Genomic DNA, 17,360 nt, shown 5'->3' on the forward strand with positions numbered 1-17,360 from the left:
CCTACTTAATGAAAATCCTTCAAAAAAAGAAACAATTGCCCATCATCAATGTCTTGAATGACAGTTTCTCCAATATTTTTTAACAAGACCATTTTCACTTTTCCAGCGGTAGCTTTTTTATCATGCTTCATACGATCAAGTAATTTTTCACAATCCAATTCATCAGGAATACTTGTTGGGAACCCAAATAAACTAAACCATTCTTTGATTTTTTCAGATGATAGGTTGATATTGAAGATTTTTTCGCTTACTTTTAACGCAAAAATCATCCCAATTGCAACTCCATCACCATGAGTGATCTTCCCATATCCTGACTCTGCCTCAATTGCATGACCTAAGGTGTGACCAAAGTTCAAGATAGCACGGAGCCCTTTTTCCTGCTCATCTTCAGAAACAACTTTAGCTTTAACAGCTACACCCTTTAATACAGCATATTGAAGTTTTTCAGCTTTTAGGTCATCAAAGGATTTAATTTCCTCTGTTAGCCATCGATAAAATTCTGGGTCCCAGATGAGTCCATGCTTTATGACCTCAGCAAAGCCTGAACGAAGCTCTACTTTAGGTAATGTCTTCATTAAATCAATATCATAGAGAACCGCATTAGGTTGATGAAAGGCGCCAATCATGTTCTTTCCAAGTTCATGATTAATCGCAACCTTACCACCTACTGCACTATCATGGGCAAGTAATGTAGTTGGAATTTGGATAAACGGAATGCCGCGCATGAAGGTAGCCGCAACAAAGCCGGCTAAATCCCCGACAACACCCCCACCTAAGGCAAGGATCACCGAAGAACGATCCAATCCTTTTTCAAGCGCAAAGGTTTGGCATTGATAAAACATCTCAAAAGATTTTGCACTTTCCCCAGCAGGAATCACAAATGATAAGGGCTCATTATATTGTGGCTTAAGGTTGCCGAGCACTTTATCTAAATAAAGTGCAGCAACAGTCTCATCACTTATGACGAGCACCTTTGATACCGATTTACATGTTTCCTGTATCACTTGGGGTAGTTGATCAATAATTTCAGTCCCAATGTACATCGGATATGTTTTCGATTTTGTAGCAATGGTCAACTTGTCCATTAAAATTCCCTCGAATACTCACGCATTTTCGCTACATTCTCTTGAATTAAATCGATTCTGTCTTGTCCAAATTGTTCAACAATCGCATTTGCAACTTCCCAAGCTACGACAGCTTCAGCAACAACTGAAGCTGCTGGAACAGCACAGCTATCAGATCTTTCGATACTCGCTTCAAATACTTCCTTTGTTTCAATATCTACACTTTTAAGTGGCTTATATAGAGTAGGGATTGGTTTCATGACACCTCTAACAACGATTGGCATACCGTTTGTCATGCCACCTTCAAATCCGCCTAAATTATTCGTTCTTCTCTGATAACCATTTTCTTTTTCCCAAATGATTTCATCATGAACTTGACTTCCAGGGATTCTTGCTGCATCAAAACCAATCCCAAATTCGACACCTTTAAATGCATTGATGCTTACCATAGCGGCTGCAATTTTAGAATCAAGCTTTCGGTCATAATGAACATAGCTTCCAACTCCCGCTGGTACGCCTTCAACAATAACTTCCACAATTCCACCAATTGAGTCACCATTTTTCTTTGCTTCATCAATCGCGTTCATCATTTGTTCACCTGCTTCTTCATCTAGGCATCTTACAGGTGATTCTTCCGTTTTTGTTTTTAATTGTTCAATGCTTGAATATGCAGTATCCTTAGCTCGAACACCACCAATCTCAAGTACATGTCCAGCTACTTGGATTCCTAAAGAAGCTAAGAATTTTTTCGCTACTGCTCCAGCTGCAACACGCACGGTTGTTTCACGTGCAGAGGATCGTTCTAGTACGTTACGCATATCTCGATGGCCATATTTCAATGCTCCATTGAGGTCTGCATGGCCAGGACGTGGACGTGTAATTTTACGTTTGACATCTTCCGCCTCTTCGTCCGTAATCGGTTCGATGCCCATAATTTTTGTCCAGTGCTTCCAGTCATTATTTTCAACGACTAATGCAATAGGGGAACCTAGTGTTTTTCCATGTCTTACACCACTTGCGATTTGGGCTTGGTCTTTTTCAATTTGCATTCTTCTACCTCGACCATGTCCTTTTTGGCGTCTTGCAAGTTCAAAATTTATATCCTCTGTAGTTATTTCAAGGCCTGCAGGCACACCTTCAATGATTGTTGTAAGTTGTGGTCCATGTGATTCTCCGGCTGTTAAATATCTCATTTATGTTACCTCCTTATATGATAAGATGAAAAATGAATTTTGCTTTCGTAATTTAAAGCGATTATGTATCAATATATCATAATCTTTGTATTTCCGGATAGATTTTTTCAAAAAATTCTATGATTATACTTCCACGTAAATAAAGAAAAAGAATTTACCATAAGGCAAATTCGATTTCTATATCTTAACAAACAATATTAGAATTGTCATTTTTTAACGTTTATTTTTTACGGTAAAAGAATGTATCTTCCGTTTCCAGTCCATACGAGGCTGGGTTGAATATTTGCTCTGTGCTCCCTACAAATAAGATCCCATCCCTATTAAGGGCATCACTAAACTTTTTGTAAAGCATGTCCTTAGCATCCTCTGTGAAATAGATTAATACATTTCGACAGATGATTAAGTCGAAATTGGTTCCAAAGGAATCTGCTAATAAATTTTGCTTTTTGAATGTCACGGCCTTTTTTATGTCTTGATGGATATTGTAAAAAGCACCATCTTGAGTGAAGTAGCGCTTTTTCATTTCAGAAGGCACTTCTTGAAGCGAGCGTTCAGGATATACACCCATCTTTGCTCTTGCAAGTATATTTTCATCAATATCCGTGGCTAAAATGGAAATTTGGTGTAAGGGTAAAAATTTTGATAGAATCATTGCCAGTGTATACGGCTCCTCACCAGCTGAACAGGCTGCACTCCACACTTTAAGCTTCCGATTTTGTTGCAGGAGTTTCGGAAGAATCTTTGTTTCTAGTATTTCCCAACGTTTCGCATTCCGATAAAACTCTGAAACATTAATCGTCATTCGGTCTAAAAACTCATGCAACAACTCATTGTCTTTTTCAATTCCTTTAAAATATTCCTGAAAGCTTGAAAATCCTCTTTTTTCGTACAACGAGGTAAGCCTTCTTACCATTTGGGCTTCTTTATATAGATGTAAATCAATACCTGTTTTTCTTTTTATCTGTTCAATAAATAAGATATAATTCTTGTCCATAGCCTCTCCTCAAACACAGATCATTCACTGGGGTGAAAGATCCTTTAGAAAAACCAGCCCATAATTAGAGCTGGTTTGGTTAGATTAGTAAATCCAATTATTGATTAGCTTATCGTATTCTACTAATTCTTCCTCTTTAAAGAATAATGAAATTTCGCGTTCAGCACTAGCAGATGAATCAGAACCGTGAATAACGTTCTTTCCAACAGTTAATCCAAAATCACCACGAATTGTTCCTGGAAGAGCATCCTTTGGATTTGTTGCACCCATCATATGACGAGCAGTTGCAATTACATTTTCACCTTGCCAAACCATCGCAAAAACTGGTCCAGATGTGATGAAATCAACAAGTTCTCCAAAGAATGGACGTTCTTTGTGCTCACCGTAATGTACCCCTGCAAGCTCCTCAGAAATCGCCATTAATTTAGCTCCAACCAATTGAAAGCCCTTTCTTTCGAGACGTGATACAATTTCACCAACTAGTTGACGTTGTACGCCATCAGGTTTGACCATTAAAAATGTTTTTTCCATCATTCTCTCCACCCCACCAAAATATGTATAATAGTCAACTTTTGCGACCAATCAAAATAGTAACACTATTTTGACTGGCAAGCAATGTTATTCCTAAAATTTTCTTTTTCCAATATATTTTGCAACATTGTATAGGGTATTCCTAGCACGACAGGATGGTAATTCTTCTAATACCTTGTATGCTTTTTCTAAATATCGATTACTTAATGCCTCAGCCTCTTTAATCGCACCTGAGTGTTTAATTGATGTAATCAATGGTTTAATCTCACTAACTGTTGTATTTTCCGATACTTGGATAATTTGTTGTTTAAGTTTTTCATCCTTCATCGCATATAGAACTGGCAGGGTAATATTACCTTGCATCAAATCGCTACCGGCAGGCTTACCCAATTGTTCATCTGTACCAGTAAAATCTAAAATATCATCTGTAATTTGGAATGCCATACCGACATAATAGCCATATAAAAACAGTTTTTTATGAACTTCAGTAGGCACATCTGCTGCTACTGCTCCTAATTGGCAACTGCTTGCAATTAAAAGAGCCGTCTTCCGTTTGATTCTTCGTAAATAACATCGCAAGTTTTGATCAAAACGATATTTATCTTTGATTTGTTCGATTTCACCTAAGCAGACCTCAACAATTGTGTGTGCAAGTAGTTTATGTAATAAGGGATTAGGAAGCTTTGTGATAATTTCTAGTGAACTACCTAGAATATAATCTCCAGCATACATTGCAATCTTATTATCCCATTTTGCCTTAATTGTAGGTTTACCACGACGAATATCCGCGTCATCAATCACATCATCATGCACAAGCGAAGCCGTATGAATAAGTTCAAGTGTTACGGCAACATTTTTTATTACATTAATATCATACTTCCCAAATTTTCCTCCTAAAAGGACAAAAACGGGTCGCAGTCGTTTACCGCCAGATTGTAATAAATGCAACCCAGCCTGTTGAAGAACTGGATGCTTCCCTTTAATAGAAGCCTCCAATTCTTTTTCTATAATTGCTAAATCTGTATTCAAATACGAATACATCAAAGATAATTTCATTAGTTTCACCTTAGTCTAAAAAAATATGACGCGATCAACTATTTCTTTTATAACCTAAATGCATCGCAGCTACACCTAAAGTGTATGGCTTCACTTCAATATCGGTTAAGCCTGCTTTCTGAAACATGTTTGCAAGTTCTTTCATGCCAGGAAAATCACGGGCAGATTCTTGGAGCCATGAATATTCCTGATAACTTTTTGCAAAAAACTTTCCGAAAATCGGCATAATAAAACGAAAATAGAAGAAATATAATTGTCTAAATCCGATCATCGTTGGCTGTGATGTTTCTAAACATACAACTTTTCCCCCAGGCTTTACTACCCTATGCATTTCTTTTAAAACAGACATGTAATCAGGAACATTTCGAAGGCCAAAACCAATTGTTACATAGTCAAATGAATTATCCTCAAACGGAAGCTCCATCGCATTACCATGTATTAATTCCACCTGATTTAGCTTTAGCTTGTCTACTTTCTCCTGACCAATCTTTAGCATGTTTTTACTAAAATCTAGACCTACCACTTTCCCCTGAGGGCCTACCTTCTCAGCAAGGGCAATGGTCCAATCAGCAGTGCCACAGCAAAGGTCAAGTGCGGCCGAGCCTTCTTTGACATTCATCCGTTTCATTGTATCCTTACGCCATGCTTTATGTTGTTGGAAGCTAATAACGGAATTCATTTGATCATAGTTTTTATATATTTTTTCAAAGACATGATGTACCCGTTGTTCTTTAGATTGCTCCATAATTACCCTTCTTCCACAATCTTATTCAATGATAAGGTAGTACCTTTAAGATGCAATTCATTTATACGGTTAAGAAGAATTTTATTTATTTTAGGATTTAACTCCAAGGACTCTTCTAACTTTTTGCTCACTAGAGAAAGGTGCTTATTAAATTCATACAAAACATCCGTTTTCTGATTATGTTTTTCTTGGGAGCCTATTTTTATAAGAGTATTAAAAAGAATCGAATTTCCATCTTCTAAATATAGGTCTCTTTCAAGTAAAAGTCTTTTGAGCAATAAAAAATTTTGAACGAGTTCTTCCCACTTTTCTATTTGAAAACTTTTTACGATATTTCGGAAGACAGCAGATTCAACCGCTGTCACACATAAAAATAGCTTGTCTATTTGTTCATGGTCCATTTGATACAAATAAATTTTCGCTTCATTTACATCTTTAATACCTTCTGCGAGTATTCGAATGAAGGTTATATCAGATGCTTCAGCGAGAAGATAATAATACAATCCGCTAAAATAGTCTCCTGCCAAGACAGCCAACTGTTGACCGCGCATACGTTCATCTGAATAGGAAAGTCGATTGGGGACTGATTCATGGGTATCTAATGCCTGCTGAACAAGCATAGTGGTTACTATATAGTTTGTTAATTGCTCTTTTGGCAAAAGCAAATCCTCACATATGGAGTATAATAATAATAGTTTATCCTCATCTATACTCGGTGTTTCCATATATCTTTGAAGGTATGAATGTCTTGTTTTATCCTCAATACGCTCCTTAAGATCGGCAACTATTTCCTTGATGTCATGCAAATCAATCACCCTTGTTTCCCCAATTTAAATAACCCATATATCTATTTGAAAAGTACTTTTTATTAGTCTTTATAAAACAACGTTAATTATAACATACATCACTTATTTTTTCCCTTAGTTTTATTTATACCAAAAGAAAAAGCAGGATTTACCTGCTTATTTTCTAGAATCTGATTCAGTTTCTCCATGACTTGTTTGGATAATCGCATGACCTCGTACCTTGATTGCTGAAGTATGTTCTGTGAATTGTGCAATCATGACTTCACCTTTATCCAACTTCTCCGAATGATGAAAGCGTGTATCAGATCCTCTCGTTAATCCGATTACATTTACTCCATCTTCAACTGCTTTGATTACGATAAATTCTGAGTTTGAATTATTACTCATCCTTCTTCACTCCTATGAATGCTATGTATACGAACCATTTCAACTCATTCAACACTTATTTTGGAAGAAGAGTGAAACTTACATCTTTTTTTACTATCTCGCACTTTTTTGCGGATGTCAATTCTTAATTAATGATAATACTTCACTGCGTGCGGCTGGGTCCTTTTGTAAAATTCCCCGAACAGCAGAAGTAACGGTTTTTGCTCCCGGCTTTTTGACGCCGCGCATTGTCATACACATATGCTCTGCTTCAATGACCACCATAACTCCGTGAGGCTGAAGTGTTTCAACAATAGAATCAGCTATTGTTGAAGTGATTCTTTCTTGTAATTGAGGTCTTTTAGCTACGGCTTCTACTGCTCGTGCAAGTTTGCTTAAGCCTGTTACTTTTCCACCTTTAGGAATGTAAGCAACATGGGCATGTCCATAAAATGGGACGAGATGATGCTCACACATGGAGAAAAATGGGATGTCTTTTACAAGCACTAATTCTTCGTGTTCTTCGCCAAAAACGGTTTGAAAGTATTCTTTCGGGTCATCTTGTAAGCCTGAGAAAACTTCAGCATACATTTTTGCGACACGTTTTGGTGTATCAACTAACCCTTCTCTCTGTGGGTCTTCCCCAATCGCTTCTAAAATCATGGTTACAGCTTTCTCAATTTTATTATTATCTATAGAAGTCATTTGCCAACCTCTCCTCATATCACATACTACTGGTTCATTGATTCTAGCATATTTATGAATAGAAAACAAAAAAGAGCCGTGAGAAATAACGACTCTTTTTGTTTCTTTCACATAGATTCTATGTAAAATTATTTTACTGCATCCTTAAGCGCCTTTCCTGGTTTAAATGCAGGAACCTTGCTTGCAGCGATTTCGATTTCTTCACCAGTTTGAGGGTTGCGACCTTTACGAGCTGCACGCTCACGTACCTCAAAGTTACCAAATCCGATTAACTGAACTTTGTCTCCACCTTTAAGAGCTTCAAGGATAGAATCAAAAACTGCATCAACAGCCTTTGTAGCGTCCTTTTTTGAAAGTTCAGCACTTTCAGCTACAGAGTTAACTAATTCTGTTTTGTTCATGACATTCACCTCCTCCCAATGAAGATTCCAAATCATATGAATGATCATTCATTACTGTTTAGCCTTACGTCATCAAGTATCTTACTACAATCGCTTGAAGCTAACATGCCTTATAATAAACGATAATTAGACATAATTCAATATATTTCAACAGAAATTTTACCTTTTTATGTATATTTCACCAAAAATACTTTATTTTTTGTAAAAAGCTTATCATATTCGTATTTAGTAAGCAAATTAGTCTAAGTTTTTATATACATATACATAAAAAAAAGACTCCTCTGTAAGGAGCCTAAATCTTATAATATGATAGCAATCAATCCGCCTGAACCTTCGTTAATGATTCTTTCAAGGGTTTCTTTTAACTTGTAGCGTGCATTTTCAGGCATTAAGGATAATTTCGCCTGGATGCCCTCGCGTACAATGGAGCTTAATGATCTACCGAAGATATCTGAATTCCAGATAGAAAGTGGATCATCCTCAAAGTCTTGCATTAAGTAACGGACTAATTCTTCGCTTTGTTTTTCTGTACCAATAATCGGTGCAAATTCAGATTCAACATCAACCTTAATCATATGGATAGATGGAGCAACAGCTTTTAAACGAACTCCAAATCTTGAACCTTGGCGGATAATTTCAGGCTCATCTAAGCTCATATCAGATAGCGCAGGTGCAGCAATTCCATAGCCTGTTTGCTTCACCATTTTTAACGCATCTGCCACTTGATCATACTCTGCTTTTGCATGAGCAAAGTCTTGCATGAGCTGTAAGAGATGATCCTTTCCGCGGATTTCAACTCCCACAACTTCCTTTAGAATTTGATCATATAAATCATCTGGAGCATATAAATCAATCTCAGCTACACCCTGCCCCATTTCGATACCAGCTAAGCTTGCTTGATCAATAAAGTCATATTCACTAAATTGACCAACCACGCGGTCAACATCACGTAAACGCTTGATATCTTGAACTGTATCTTTTACAGCATCCTGATAGCTTTCTCTTAACCAATGATCCTCACGTAATACCATTACCCAGCTTGGTAGATTTACATTTACCTCTAAGACTGGGAACTCATAAAGTGCTTCTCGTAAAACATTGAATACATCTGCTTCACGCATACTTTCAACGCTCATTGCTAAAACAGGAATATCATATTTTTCATTTAGATCCTTACGAAGAGCATCTGTTTCAGGGTGATGAGGATGGACTGTGTTGATAACCATAATAAAAGGTTTACCAACTTCTTTTAATTCAGCTATCACACGCTCTTCTGCTTCAATGTAGTCTCGTCTAGGAATTTCCCCAATTGAGCCATCTGTTGTTACAACAACACCAATTGTAGAATGCTCCTGAATGACTTTTCTTGTGCCAATCTCGGCAGCTTCATGGAACGGGATTGGCTCTTCATACCAAGGAGTATTAATCATACGGGGCCCATTTTCATCCTCATAACCCTTTGCACCTGGAACTGTGTAACCTACACAATCCACAAGGCGAATGTTCACATTAAGCCCTTCTTCAACATGGACAGAAACAGCTTGGTTTGGAACAAACTTTGGTTCGGTTGTCATAATTGTTCTTCCTGCAGCACTTTGTGGCAGTTCATCTTGTGCCCGAGCTTTATCAGCTTCACTACCGATATTCGGTAAGACTACTAATTCCATGAACTTCTTTATGAAAGTAGATTTGCCTGTTCTTACTGCACCAACGACTCCTAAATATATATCGCCACCAGTGCGTTCAGCGATATCTTTGAAAATATCTACCTTTTCCAAATGTGATCCCTCCCGATTTTACAGTTATTGGGATAAATTTATCCGTTTACTACATATTCTAGGACATTATATTTGTATGACGTTGTCCTAATTAAATATGACTATTTTTAGAAAAAAATTCCCCCATAATATGTAGCAGCAAAATTCAGTTCAAAAAGACCGTCTCAAAAACACCCTAGCAAGCTATTTTCCTTAAACTTTTTGAACAAATTTACAAAAATAAAAACCCTTCTTTTAGAGTTTATGTCTAAAAGAAGGGTTCATGACTTAATTATCTAAAAAAATTGGTTCCTTTTCGGCGTTAATCGTAATAGGGAGAGAATTAGTCGGAACGAACATTGAGTTATCGACTAAAATGTCCCGGATATCATCACCTATTTTATACGTATGTTCATACTTTGATAAATACTCATATAAATCCATACGATAATCTACAATAATCTCATTGTTGTTCGTTATCAAAAGGGGCAAGTTTTTTCCTGTGAATGGACTAACAACAAAAGGCGCTTCTTTCAAGCCTAGCTTGCTATAATCCAATGTAAATACATTAGTTTGAAGCTGTTCCTTAAATGGCGCATAACCATTTGATGAACGATATATTTGCACTCGTAAATTCAGTTCACTAATTTTCTCTGAAATTCGAACATCTAAAAGTTTAACCATTGGGTTTGTTTCCACATTTACTAAAACATATAAATAGACCCCACCCGTTTCATAAGCATTACCAGGTGGTTCGGCTATGTATTTTGGTGAAATCCGAGTATAGTCAATCGGATATTTTTGATAAATCGGGGTCTCCATATCTCTTGTTTTTATTGGTAAAAGCCCACCTGAATCCTCTTTAAATTGATCAACTGCCCGCTGAACAGCTGCGACTTGATCCTCATAGGGAATTTGGTTTTGAGCAAGCTTTTCTTTCGGGTAAAGGCACCCTGTAAGTAATGATAATGAAAAAACAATGACCAACAGTTGCAACGTAACTCTCATATTTTTACCATCCTTATGTTTGTATCTCTACTCACTAACAGGTCCGCTAAACACAACTAAGAAAATAATGATTCCCGCTAGAATCATACAAAGATATGCAAACGTGGCTACTATTCCTTTTAGGAAGCCTTTTAGTTTATATCGGCTAAGATAAATGGATATGATAGCAATAATCATAAATGCCATTCCTGCAAATGATATCCACATTTTAAGTAATCCTGGTGTCACCTTTTTCACTCCCTTGTCCAACTCTAACATTCCGTCAAATATTATATCATAATACGTACCTTTAAACTAAGGCTATATTGTAAACTTATTCAGCAGAAGTGGGAACTTCTGTTAAATAAGTTTAAGCCTCCGCGGATGCCACGATTTATTAAAGGTATTTTTTCGAGCAGTAATATCAAAGACTAAGAACGCCACATCGTGTGACAACGTCTTTGTGACCCACTTCCTGTGGGCCTAAAAATCGGGCGCAAATACGTCATAACGTATTTGATTAATAATAACAAAAAAAACTGAAGTAAAGAGGGGCACTTTACTTCAGCAATCATTAAACTAAATATTCCCTTTAACCCAAATCGTTCAGACCCACAGTATACTACGTTGCATTTTATGCGAAAACGGCAGGAAATGTATCGTCTTATGCCTATTTTTCGGTGATAAGTGCAAACTTTTTTACTCATTAGATTACTTTTGCTGTGCGAAATTGTTGGGAATCCCGCTATATGTTATTCTCCTTGCCATCATATGCACGAAAAAGGCAGTTTGTGTGATATTTTTACATCGTTCCTTTTTCTAGATAGTTAAAGAGGTCAGCCATTTCATTTGTTTTCCCTCTAGCCATTAGTTTATCGACTGCATCTTTAGGTGAGTGGTTATTGAAAAGAACGTCATATAGGGCAAATGTGATTGGCATGGACACATCCATTTTTTTTGCCAGTTGATACGCAGCTTTTGTCGTTCTGACACCCTCTACGACCATTCCCATATTATCAAGGACTTCTTGAAGGCTTTGCCCTTTACCAAGTAAATTTCCTGCACGCCAGTTCCGTGAGTGCACGCTTGTACACGTTACAATTAAATCACCAATTCCCGTTAACCCTGCAAATGTTAGTGGGTTTGCACCCATTTTGCTACCTAAACGTGAAATCTCGGCTAATCCACGAGTAATAAGAGCGGCCTTTGCGTTATCTCCATATCCAAGCCCATCCGTAATTCCTGCAGCCAAGGCAATAATATTCTTTAATGCCCCACCGATTTCAACGCCTACAATATCAGGGTTTGTATAAACGCGGAAATGCTGATTAATGAATAGGTCCTGAACATATTCAGCAGATTCCATATTATTAGATGAAACAGTTACAGTTGTGGGATGGCGAAGCACCACTTCCTCAGCATGGCTTGGCCCAGAAAGAACAACAACATCCTTTAAAAGACTTGAGGGCATTTCTTCCTCAATCATTTCAGAAATCCGCTTTAAAGTGTCTGGTTCAATCCCTTTGCTCACATGAATAATCGTTAGAGGTGTTGAAATGACCTGGCTTATTTTCTGAAGAACTTCCCGAATTGCTTTTGTTGGAACCGCAAGAACAATCGTCTTCACATCATCCAACGCCTTGGCTAAATCCGAATATCCAATGACCGTTAGTGGTAATTGAATTGATGGGACATATTTGGAATTTGTATGCTTCGTATTGATTTCATCAACCTGTTCCTGTCGATGTGACCAGATTCGGACCTCATGATCATTGTCTGCAAGAACAAGTGCAAGGGCTGTTCCCCAGCTACCAGCTCCAACAACCGTTACTTTCTCCATTACATCCTCCCCTTCCTATTTTCTAGCTCTCGCGATAACCTTTATTGGTGTACCTTCAAAACCAAAAGCATCCCTAATGCGGTTTTCTAAGAATCGTTCATATGAAAAATGCATTAACTCAGGATCATTTACAAATACAACAAATGTTGGCGGTTTAATCGCAACCTGTGTAACATAATAAATTCTCAGGCGATTCCCCTTATCTGTAGGGGTTGGATTCATTGCAACAGCGTCCATGATAACGTCATTTAAGACATTTGTTTGTACACGCATTGTATGGTTTTCACTGGCCATATCAATCATTGGAATTAAGGTATGAATACGGCGTTTAGTTTTCGCCGATAAGAACACAATTGGTGCATAATCAAGGAATAGGAAATGATCTCGAATTTTCTCTTCAAATTCCTTCATTGTTTTCTCGTCTTTTTCAACTGCATCCCATTTGTTTACAACAATGACGATTGCTCTACCTGCTTCATGGGCATAACCAGCAATTTTTTTATCCTGTTCGATTATCCCTTCTTCAGCATTTAACACAACTAAGACGACGTCAGAACGTTCAATTGCCTTTAAAGCCCTAAGCACACTATACTTCTCCGTGCTTTCATAGACTTTTCCTCTTTTCCTCATTCCAGCTGTATCAATTATAACGTACTCTTTACCATCAACTATGTATTTTGTATCAATGGCGTCCCTTGTTGTTCCAGCGATATCACTTACAATTACTCTGTCCTCACCTAATAAGGAATTAACAAGTGATGACTTCCCTACATTCGGACGACCAATTAATGAGAATTTAATAATATCCTCATCATATTCTTCGGTGCTACCCTTTGGAAAATGGTTGACGACTTCATCTAATAAATCACCAAGCCCAATCCCATGTGAGCCTGAAATAGGAAACGGTTCACCGAAGCCTAGAGCATAGAAGTCAAAAATATCTGCTCTCATCTCAGGGTTGTCTACCTTATTGACAGCTAATACAACCGGTGTTTTGGAACGATATAAAATTTTCGATACCTCTTCGTCCGCACTTGTCACACCTTCACGGCCACTTGTCATAAAAATAATGACATCTGCTTCATCAATTGCGATTTCTGCCTGGTGTCTAATTTGAGCAAGAAATGGCTCATCACCAATGTCGATACCACCTGTATCAATAATGCTGAATTCTTGATTTAGCCACTCCCCAGAACTATAAATACGATCCCTGGTTACTCCAGGAATATCTTCTACAATTGATACTCTTTCTCCTACTATACGATTAAAAATTGTTGATTTCCCTACGTTAGGGCGACCAACAATTGCCACAACTGGTTTTACCACAAGCGTTCTTCCCTTCTAATCTTATCTCACATACATATATCACATAAAAAATGCCGAAAATCAATGTTATGTAAAAAATAAACCCTTCTACGTCAGAAGGGTCATGCTTTTTCATTCTATCAAAAATCCGTGTTTACAACAATTAAATATTTAATGTTTAACGATTATATACAAATTCTCGCTGATTTCATGAGCAATTCCATCTAAAATAGCTTCTAAACTTGAAGCTATCGAATCCATTTCTTCCTTTGAGGAACATGAAAACAATGGCGTCCCACCTGAGACCTTCACCTTTGAGGTATCCAATGCTATCGCCGCTAAAATAAATTTTTCTATATTCATTTAAGAGGCAGCTCCTTCTCGTTTTCTTCTCTCTCCGTTGGCATTCGAATTGCATTTTCTAAAGTAGGCACATTACTTATTACCTCGATGGCTCTATCTACATTCTTATCCTGCGGCAAAACAAATATTGCAACACGCCCGTCGTTCAAATCTCTTTTTGCCAATGGCACAAGTGCTGGTGTTCCAGAATCTCTAAAAATTCCCAATGCTGTAGAAACATCGTGTAAAATGGCTTGCCTTTGCCCTAAGTTTGCAATCGTTGCTCTCGCATCAAATGATTTTGGCTTTAAGATAAAACCCATACCATATTTCAAAACCTCTTCTTGCCTTGCAGGAATACCGATATTCATAATATAAATATTATCAACATATAAGCCAGCGCCCTTGAAATGCGGCTCCACATACTCAATATCAACAATATCCTGTAGTTTACTGCCAGCCATTAGTTTTTTACAAATCAAGAGACAAATGATACCTACCACAATTCCAGCCCACCATTTAAATGCAAGGTAAGCAAAGGTGGAAAAAAATGAGGTGAAAATCACTAAGTAATTTCGACTTTCAAAGGCAACTGCTATTCCTTCAATATATGTCTTTCCTCTTGAAACAAGTTCATACGAATCTAATTCTGTAAGTGTATTGCGCTCCATATTACGCACATCACGAAATTGTGAAGCTGCAATGGTTAAAAAAGTAATCGCAGTGAAGTCTTCTTCCATAATCGAAGGAACAGCAACAGTTCCTAATCCTGCCGCAATAAACCCTAACGCAATATGGATGATTTTCCCGTGTAGATAAGTTGGATATTGACGATAATCTGTCCGTAGCATATACAGTCGAACAGCAACACCAAAGATAACCCCGAACAAAATCGGGTATGTATATTCATTCATACTAGCCGAGTTTCTCCTTCGTGTTTTTTTGAACCATTACATCGAAATGATGTAACAGTATCTCTAATGATGACCAAACAAAAATAAAACCAAAACTAATTGAAATGACATCTAAAAAGACAAATGAACCAACTTCATAAGGAAAATTTACATTATTAATAATAATTCCAAACAGAATATCCCCCTGTATAGCACCAATTAACAGCCCTGCCAAGCGTAAACGAAAATCCTTCAAGAGCATTATTGTCACGTATATTAATACAGCACCAAGCATCAAATTTCGGTTAAAAAGCAGCCATACTGGATCAAACAATTCAAACAATAAAAAGCTACAATAAGCTAAAGAAATGGTAAGAATGCAAATGAGCAAATATAGTAATTGCTTTTTCGGTCTATTCGAGATTTCCCTCAAACAGTAAGAGATAATAACCAAGATACTGCAATTTATTTTAATATCACCTATTACCACATAATACGGTGATAAGATGATCGTCATTAAAAACAAGATGGACAAGAATAGCCTCTCTTTGTTTTTCTTCATTAAAAAAGTACTGCACACCCAGGCCATCCAACAAATCCAATAAAATATTGCACCTTCCATTTCTCCACCTCCTATTATTCCCATTATGGCTCGAAATGATGAATTTTAACCCATTTGTATACCAAAAATCGTTTTATGAAACAATATAATGAAATCACAGAAGGATAGCCTCTACATAAAATTCCCTAATCATGGAAACTTATGTAGGGTAGAAAAAGGAGGAATTAAAATGGGTAAAGATAGACAGGAAAGAAAACTAAAAGAAGCACGTGTAGTTGAGTCTGATAGAGACCAATCCCTTGATTATAAGGGGGCAGCAAGACTAGATACACCTGAAGAAGCAAGAGAAATAAATCGAAAATAAAAAGGCCCTCACCCTGTTTAAAATGTACCCTATAGAGTAGACACATAAAAAAAGTCTACCTATAGGGTACTTTTTTGTATAATTAAGAAACACAACTACAGAATTACAACAGGGACTGGGGAAAAATATGAGTAAAAAGACTTTTACAGAGAAAGAGATTAAACAACTATCAGCTAATAAATACGTTAAATCTATTAGTTCTAAAGGAATTACTTATACTGATGAATTTAAACATATATTTATTGCAGAAACTGAGAAAGGCAAATTTGCTAGAGTTATTTTTGAGGAATGCGGTTTTGATGTAGATATTTTGGGGATTCAAAGGGTTAAATCTGCGAGTAGAAGATGGAAGGATGCTTACTCAGAAAAAGGGCTAATTGGTTTACGTGATACCAGAGTCGGTAACTCAGGGCGCCCTAGAGAAAGGGAACTGACACTAATAGAAAAAAACGCTCGATTGGAAGCAGAAATTAACTTGTTAAAGGCAGAAAATGAACTACTAAAAAAGATCCGTTTTGCGGAAAGGGGGATGAGAAACTAACACTTCCTCCAAGCCTGAAATATGAACTTATCCGTTCGGTAATTGAAAAGTATCATTTAAAAAACATGGTGAGTTATCTATGTAAAGTAGCCGGTGTTTCGAGAAGTGGTTATTATAATTATTTCACATTAGAGTCACAAGAACGAAGAACACTTAAGGATAATAAGGATGAAGTGTTGAAAGAGAATATTTTAAAGGCCTATAATTTCAAAGGTCGAAAGAAAGGGGCACGTCAAATTAAAATGACTTTGGCGGGTCAATTTGATGTTGTCTATAATTTGAAGCTTATCCGTCGAATAATGAAGAAATATTACATTATATGTCCCATCAGGAAGGCAAATCCTTATAGGAGAATGATGAAGGCCACACAAGAACATCGGGTTGTACCGAACCTATTGAACCGACAATTTAAGCAAGATGTACCTGGAAAAGTACTTCTAACAGATATCACGTATTTATATTACGGAAAGGGTCAGAAAGCTTATTTGTCGACTATTAAAGATGGTTCAACTAATGAAATCTTAGCCTATAACGTGTCAGCCCATATTACGATGGATTTAGCTACAGACACCCTTCTAAAGTTAAAGAAGAACCGCAACTTTAGAAAAGCAGAAGACGCATTAATACACTCTGATCAAGGAACCCACTATACACACCCTAACTTTCAAAAGTTAGTGAAGAAATTTGGATTACACCAATCTATGTCCAGACGCGGGAACTGCTGGGATAATGCCCCCCAAGAATCATTTTTTGGTCATTTCAAGGATGAGGCATATATAAAACCTTGTGCAACCCTAGATGAACTAAAACGTGAAATCAAACAATATATGTCGTATTACAATCACTACAGATACCAATGGAATTTAAATAAGATGACCCCTGTTCAATACGAGGGCACTGAAAAACTT

The 17,360-nt window shown here is 37.1% G+C and carries 20 protein-coding genes; 2 read left to right on the forward strand and 18 right to left on the reverse strand.

Going from position 1 to position 17,360, the window contains the following annotated elements; translation table 11 throughout:
- Positions 1-5 precede the first annotated feature (5 nt).
- The 18 genes from aroB to V7097_RS10505 form a co-directional block, all read right to left on the reverse strand.
- Positions 6-1,085, reverse strand: a complete 1,080-nt coding sequence (gene aroB / locus V7097_RS10420; RefSeq protein ID WP_335703546.1) for a 3-dehydroquinate synthase — start codon at positions 1,083-1,085, stop codon at positions 6-8.
- A complete protein-coding gene (gene aroC, locus V7097_RS10425) occupies positions 1,085-2,257 on the reverse strand; it encodes a chorismate synthase (protein ID WP_335703547.1) in 1,173 nt (390 codons plus the stop codon). The genes aroB and aroC overlap by 1 nt, the downstream gene beginning before the upstream one ends.
- Before the next feature lie 220 nt (positions 2,258-2,477).
- A complete protein-coding gene (locus tag V7097_RS10430) occupies positions 2,478-3,251 on the reverse strand; it encodes a CheR family methyltransferase (RefSeq protein ID WP_335703548.1) in 774 nt (257 codons plus the stop codon).
- A gap of 84 nt (positions 3,252-3,335) precedes the next feature.
- Positions 3,336-3,782: a nucleoside-diphosphate kinase gene (gene ndk / locus V7097_RS10435; protein ID WP_335703549.1), complete on the reverse strand. Its 447-nt coding sequence runs from the start codon at positions 3,780-3,782 to the stop codon at positions 3,336-3,338.
- Between the two features lie 93 nt (positions 3,783-3,875).
- Entirely contained in the window at positions 3,876-4,838 is a 963-nt protein-coding gene (gene hepT, locus V7097_RS10440) for a heptaprenyl diphosphate synthase component II (protein ID WP_335703550.1), read from the reverse strand.
- Positions 4,839-4,872: 34 nt separating this feature from the next.
- Entirely contained in the window at positions 4,873-5,583 is a 711-nt protein-coding gene (locus V7097_RS10445; protein ID WP_335703551.1) for a demethylmenaquinone methyltransferase, read from the reverse strand.
- A gap of 2 nt (positions 5,584-5,585) precedes the next feature.
- Entirely contained in the window at positions 5,586-6,398 is an 813-nt protein-coding gene (locus V7097_RS10450; RefSeq protein ID WP_335703552.1) for a heptaprenyl diphosphate synthase component 1, read from the reverse strand.
- Between the two features lie 147 nt (positions 6,399-6,545).
- Positions 6,546-6,776 (reverse strand): trp RNA-binding attenuation protein MtrB, encoded by a 231-nt coding sequence (gene mtrB / locus V7097_RS10455; RefSeq protein ID WP_335703553.1) that lies wholly within the window; start codon positions 6,774-6,776, stop codon positions 6,546-6,548.
- 117 nt (positions 6,777-6,893) lie between these two features.
- Positions 6,894-7,460, reverse strand: coding sequence for a GTP cyclohydrolase I FolE (folE, locus tag V7097_RS10460; protein ID WP_335703554.1), 567 nt, complete (start codon positions 7,458-7,460; stop codon positions 6,894-6,896).
- A 128-nt stretch (positions 7,461-7,588) separates the two neighbouring features.
- Positions 7,589-7,861 (reverse strand): HU family DNA-binding protein, encoded by a 273-nt coding sequence (locus V7097_RS10465; protein WP_335703555.1) that lies wholly within the window; start codon positions 7,859-7,861, stop codon positions 7,589-7,591.
- Between the two features lie 299 nt (positions 7,862-8,160).
- Positions 8,161-9,639 (reverse strand): stage IV sporulation protein A, encoded by a 1,479-nt coding sequence (gene spoIVA / locus V7097_RS10470; RefSeq protein ID WP_335703556.1) that lies wholly within the window; start codon positions 9,637-9,639, stop codon positions 8,161-8,163.
- 267 nt (positions 9,640-9,906) lie between these two features.
- Positions 9,907-10,626, reverse strand: coding sequence for a hypothetical protein (locus V7097_RS10475; protein WP_335703557.1), 720 nt, complete (start codon positions 10,624-10,626; stop codon positions 9,907-9,909).
- A 27-nt stretch (positions 10,627-10,653) separates the two neighbouring features.
- Positions 10,654-10,854 (reverse strand): DUF2768 domain-containing protein, encoded by a 201-nt coding sequence (locus V7097_RS10480; RefSeq protein ID WP_335703558.1) that lies wholly within the window; start codon positions 10,852-10,854, stop codon positions 10,654-10,656.
- Positions 10,855-11,407: 553 nt separating this feature from the next.
- Complete coding sequence (locus V7097_RS10485) at positions 11,408-12,445, reverse strand: NAD(P)H-dependent glycerol-3-phosphate dehydrogenase (RefSeq protein ID WP_335703559.1); 1,038 nt, start codon at positions 12,443-12,445, stop codon at positions 11,408-11,410.
- 15 nt (positions 12,446-12,460) lie between these two features.
- On the reverse strand, positions 12,461-13,771 hold the full coding sequence (der, locus tag V7097_RS10490; RefSeq protein ID WP_335703560.1) for a ribosome biogenesis GTPase Der: 1,311 nt from the start codon (positions 13,769-13,771) through the stop codon (positions 12,461-12,463).
- Between the two features lie 150 nt (positions 13,772-13,921).
- Positions 13,922-14,113 (reverse strand): capping complex subunit for YIEGIA, encoded by a 192-nt coding sequence (locus tag V7097_RS10495; RefSeq protein WP_335703561.1) that lies wholly within the window; start codon positions 14,111-14,113, stop codon positions 13,922-13,924.
- The gene (locus tag V7097_RS10500; RefSeq protein WP_335703562.1) at positions 14,110-15,006 is read right to left on the reverse strand and encodes a YIEGIA family protein; all 897 of its coding nucleotides are present in this window, start codon (positions 15,004-15,006) and stop codon (positions 14,110-14,112) included. Before V7097_RS10500 ends, V7097_RS10495 begins: the two co-directional genes overlap by 4 nt.
- A 1-nt stretch (position 15,007) precedes the next feature.
- Complete coding sequence (locus V7097_RS10505) at positions 15,008-15,607, reverse strand: YphA family membrane protein (protein ID WP_335703563.1); 600 nt, start codon at positions 15,605-15,607, stop codon at positions 15,008-15,010.
- A 169-nt stretch (positions 15,608-15,776) separates the two neighbouring features.
- Here V7097_RS10505 and V7097_RS10510 point away from each other — a divergent pair, with 169 nt between their 5' ends.
- Together V7097_RS10510 and V7097_RS10515 are read left to right on the forward strand one after the other, a co-directional pair.
- Positions 15,777-15,911, forward strand: a complete 135-nt coding sequence (locus tag V7097_RS10510) for a YpzI family protein (protein ID WP_335703564.1) — start codon at positions 15,777-15,779, stop codon at positions 15,909-15,911.
- Positions 15,912-16,038: 127 nt separating this feature from the next.
- A protein-coding gene (locus V7097_RS10515; protein WP_438824223.1) for an IS3 family transposase occupies positions 16,039-17,360 on the forward strand; the annotation gives its coding sequence in 2 pieces (ribosomal slippage) (positions 16,039-16,426 and positions 16,426-17,360; 1,323 coding nt annotated over the 2 pieces). This gene is flagged as partial in the annotation.

This window comes from Bacillus sp. JJ1562, assembly GCF_036962705.1.
Lineage (GTDB): Bacteria > Bacillota > Bacilli > Bacillales > Bacillaceae_L > Ferdinandcohnia.

What these genes read in the sequence shown, in the direction of transcription:
- aroB (WP_335703546.1), bottom strand. Translation starts at nt 1,085, where the DNA reads ATGGACAAGTTGACCATTGCTACAAAATCGAAAACATATCCGATGTAC.
- V7097_RS10485 (WP_335703559.1), bottom strand. Translation starts at nt 12,445, where the DNA reads ATGGAGAAAGTAACGGTTGTTGGAGCTGGTAGCTGGGGAACAGCCCTT.
- ndk (WP_335703549.1), bottom strand. Translation starts at nt 3,782, where the DNA reads ATGGAAAAAACATTTTTAATGGTCAAACCTGATGGCGTACAACGTCAA.
- V7097_RS10430 (WP_335703548.1), bottom strand. Translation starts at nt 3,251, where the DNA reads ATGGACAAGAATTATATCTTATTTATTGAACAGATAAAAAGAAAAACA.
- V7097_RS10510 (WP_335703564.1), top strand. Translation starts at nt 15,777, where the DNA reads ATGGGTAAAGATAGACAGGAAAGAAAACTAAAAGAAGCACGTGTAGTT.
- V7097_RS10475 (WP_335703557.1), bottom strand. Translation starts at nt 10,626, where the DNA reads ATGAGAGTTACGTTGCAACTGTTGGTCATTGTTTTTTCATTATCATTA.
- V7097_RS10495 (WP_335703561.1), bottom strand. Translation starts at nt 14,113, where the DNA reads ATGAATATAGAAAAATTTATTTTAGCGGCGATAGCATTGGATACCTCA.
- aroC (WP_335703547.1), bottom strand. Translation starts at nt 2,257, where the DNA reads ATGAGATATTTAACAGCCGGAGAATCACATGGACCACAACTTACAACA.
- V7097_RS10505 (WP_335703563.1), bottom strand. Translation starts at nt 15,607, where the DNA reads ATGGAAGGTGCAATATTTTATTGGATTTGTTGGATGGCCTGGGTGTGC.
- folE (WP_335703554.1), bottom strand. Translation starts at nt 7,460, where the DNA reads ATGACTTCTATAGATAATAATAAAATTGAGAAAGCTGTAACCATGATT.
- hepT (WP_335703550.1), bottom strand. Translation starts at nt 4,838, where the DNA reads ATGAAATTATCTTTGATGTATTCGTATTTGAATACAGATTTAGCAATT.
- V7097_RS10465 (WP_335703555.1), bottom strand. Translation starts at nt 7,861, where the DNA reads ATGAACAAAACAGAATTAGTTAACTCTGTAGCTGAAAGTGCTGAACTT.
- V7097_RS10445 (WP_335703551.1), bottom strand. Translation starts at nt 5,583, where the DNA reads ATGGAGCAATCTAAAGAACAACGGGTACATCATGTCTTTGAAAAAATA.
- V7097_RS10500 (WP_335703562.1), bottom strand. Translation starts at nt 15,006, where the DNA reads ATGAATGAATATACATACCCGATTTTGTTCGGGGTTATCTTTGGTGTT.
- mtrB (WP_335703553.1), bottom strand. Translation starts at nt 6,776, where the DNA reads ATGAGTAATAATTCAAACTCAGAATTTATCGTAATCAAAGCAGTTGAA.